At 56.3% G+C, this 551-nt stretch carries 1 protein-coding gene; it reads right to left on the bottom strand.

Annotated features, from left to right (window positions below; translation table 11 throughout):
• Positions 1-462, bottom strand: a 462-nt coding sequence (locus J7439_RS26030) for a hypothetical protein (protein ID WP_209204961.1), incomplete at its 3' end; no start/stop codon positions are given.
• Between the last annotated feature and the right edge of the window lie 89 nt (positions 463-551).

Below are 551 nucleotides of genomic sequence, written 5' to 3'. Positions count from 1 at the left end.
GCCGTTAATCACCACAAACGGGCTTTGGGGACAAAAAACGGTGCTGTCGCTGATCGTCTGGTCTTTCCGGGCATTGAGTTCGGTGGCACAGATATGCGCTACGGACAGGGATATCTGTTCAGGCAGCTGGACCCATTGCTTGTTGGCGGTGAATCCGCCAACCCGTATGGCCGTTGCCAGGGCTGCCTGGAAGCCAGTGTCTTCCCATGGTGCGTTGTTAAACACCAGGTGGGTATTCTCTTTCAGGTTGGCCAGGACCCCGTCAGAAAAAACCAGCCAACCCCGATCATTGAGGGTGATACCACCAAACAGTTGGTGGTACCAGTTATCGGTGGTGGCAAAGTCGATGGTGACGCGGAGGGGATTGGCCGGGATGTCTTCCGTGGTTTTTTGGGCCAGCAAGGTTTCATCGGTCACCGAGTCGGCAATATAGTCAGCTTCTGCCAAGACCTTTTCCGGCATTTGCCCTAATCTGCGCCAGAGGTCGGGGTTGGCCGGCTGGCTCCCGTCCAGCATTCCGTGGTTGACCAGAAATACCCGCCGGATGTGGT

The sequence above is a fragment of the Salinisphaera sp. G21_0 genome (assembly GCF_017744115.1).
GTDB lineage: Bacteria > Pseudomonadota > Gammaproteobacteria > Pseudomonadales > Endozoicomonadaceae > Endozoicomonas.
Note: the sequence above shows the minus strand (reverse complement) of the source record. Positions and strands in the feature narration are given on the sequence as shown.